The sequence below is a fragment of the Planococcus sp. A6 genome, assembly GCF_028823615.1.
Classification (GTDB): domain Bacteria; phylum Bacillota; class Bacilli; order Bacillales_A; family Planococcaceae; genus Planococcus.
Window position 1 is genome coordinate 1 of sequence record NZ_JAPEHT010000230.1, and the last position, 2,389, is coordinate 2,389.

Genomic DNA, 2,389 nt, shown 5'->3' on the forward strand with positions numbered 1-2,389 from the left:
AGCCCACCGTTTGATCGGGCAGCGTGGAAAGATTTTGTTCTTGTTCATTATTTTGATCCTGGTTCTTATGGTCAACGCGGTATTCGCCTGGGTCATCGCGAACTTGTTCATCTCATATCCGGCTAGCGTCATTCCGGTATTCATCCAGATTCCGCTAGCGATTTGGATCGGTTATGCGGCTTATAAGAAAAACATGAAAATGCTCATCCCTTCTTTGATAGCGCTTGCAATCATGTACGGAACAGCAGTCATTTCCAGCCAAGTAGACTTTTTGCAAATCGATCTTGTCCGCTATATGGGTGGGGAAGAAGGCGCCGGCTTATTCGGCCTTGGCGCGATTTCCAGCGCGTTCTTCATCTGGATTGTCGTATTGATGATTTATGTTTATATCGCATCTACACTGCCGGTTTGGAAACTTCTCCAGCCGCGTGATTTCATCAACTCTCACCAATTGATTGTCGGCCTTGCAATTTTGTATCTTGGGCTATTGTTTACGAACCCTGAAATTACAGCTCCGGCAACCAACCCGGGCGCAGATGTTTCCTGGTTCCCATTGCTCTTCATCACTATCGCTTGTGGTGCGATTTCCGGTTTCCACGGGCTCGTTTCTTCCGGTACTTCGTCGAAGCAGCTAGATAAAGAAACAGATGCTCGCTTTGTCGGGTATTTGGGAGCAGTCGGGGAAGGGGTGCTCGCGTTGATCTCGATCATCGCCGTCATCACGCTATTCCCTGACCGTGCCGCATTCAGCGCTTCTTACAGCAGCTTTGCTGATGCAAGCGGTGCCGGTCTTGGAAACTTCATTGAAGGTGCGACCATTCTTGCTTCCGGTTTGATGATTCCAGGTTCGGTCGCTTCAACGATTGTTTCGATCATCGTTGTTTCGTTCGCTGCCACGACACTCGATACCTCGGTTCGCCTTATGCGTTATATCATCTCTGAGCTCGGTGTTGAATACAACGTGCCGCAGCTTGAGAAAAAGCATGTTGCGACGTCGATTGCGGTGCTTTCAAGCATGGCGCTTGTCATCTTGCCGGAAGGGCCGAACGGATTCGGTTCTGGCGGCTACTTATTATGGCCATTGTTCGGGACATCCAACCAGCTTCTAGCCGGTATCAGCTTGCTGTTGATCTCGATCTGGCTGCGCAAGCTCGGCAGAAATTACATGATCACTATTATTCCGATGGTGTTCTTGATGTTCATGACGTTATGGGCGATGTTCCAGCAAGTGTTCCTACAATGGGCTTGGTACAATGAAGGGTCGAATACATTGCTGTTCGTCTTCGGAGCCATCATTTTCGTCTTTACATTGTGGATCATCTTGACGGCTGCACAGGCACTCATGAGCAAATCAAATCCTGGATTTTCAGACGAAGATTTGAAATAATGACTTTATAGAAGGTGCAGGAAATCTGCCGCCATTAGAACGTTCATTATTATAGTAGGAAATGCCAAGGGATCATATTCATGATCCCTTGTACTTTTTTCAGGAAGAGGTGCCGTTATGCCGATCAGCGACAAACTGAAAAAACTAATCGACTGGTATGAGGCTGTCTTGGAACATCCGCACCGAACGGAAATCGCCCGGGAACTCCGCAGTGAAGACGATCTATTCTTATTGATGTTGTATTCGGAAATGCTCGGCATCCCGAATCCGGTCTATTACTACACACTCGAGCTTTATCCGTACATGATCGAAGAATTCCACGACTGGCATTTACGTATGGGAATGGAGAAATCCCCGCTGTCTGGAATCCGTTGCTGCTGATATTTAACGAAACGAGGGAATGGCATGGACGTGTTATCGAAAAGCATTATTTTTGTCGGAGGCAAGGGCGGTGTCGGTAAATCGACATCCGCTGCAGCCATCGCCTGGCAATCCGCAAAAGCGGGGTACAGGACTTTGCTGGTCTCTACTGACCCCGCGCATAATGTCGGGGACATCTTCAACGAACAAATCGGCGGCCGCACAAAAGAAATCGCCGAAAATCTATACGCGCTTGAAATCGATCCGGAAATCGAGACAGAAAATTACATCAAAGGCGTCAAAAACAATATCCGCGGAACCGTCCACACGAGCATGATGGAAGAAGTGAACCGTCAGCTCGATACGGCAAAAGCCTCTCCTGGTGCTGATGAGGCGGCGCTTTTTGACAAACTGATCCACATCATCCTCGAGGAGCGCCAGCATTTCGACAAGCTGGTGTTCGATACGGCGCCGACAGGGCACACGATCCGGCTGTTATCGCTGCCGGAGCTGATGGGTGTATGGATTGAAGGTTTGCTCGATAAACGCCGCAAAACCAATGAGAATTATACGGCGCTGTTGAATGATGGCGAACCGCGCGAAGATCCGATTTACGATGTCTTGCGCGAACGTCAGGAACGC

3 protein-coding genes are annotated in these 2,389 nt (G+C 49.0%); all 3 read left to right on the forward strand.

Annotation, left to right across the window (positions count from 1 at the left end; all coding sequences use genetic code 11):
• Window positions 1-1,387, forward strand: a 1,387-nt coding sequence (locus ON064_RS18020) for a carbon starvation CstA family protein (RefSeq protein ID WP_274625845.1), incomplete at its 5' end; no start/stop codon positions are given.
• A 117-nt stretch (window positions 1,388-1,504) separates the two neighbouring features.
• Complete coding sequence (locus tag ON064_RS18025; RefSeq protein WP_101189361.1) at window positions 1,505-1,768, forward strand: cory-CC-star protein; 264 nt, start codon at window positions 1,505-1,507, stop codon at window positions 1,766-1,768.
• A 24-nt stretch (window positions 1,769-1,792) separates the two neighbouring features.
• Window positions 1,793-2,389, forward strand: a 597-nt coding sequence (locus tag ON064_RS18030) for an ArsA family ATPase (RefSeq protein WP_274625846.1), incomplete at its 3' end; no start/stop codon positions are given.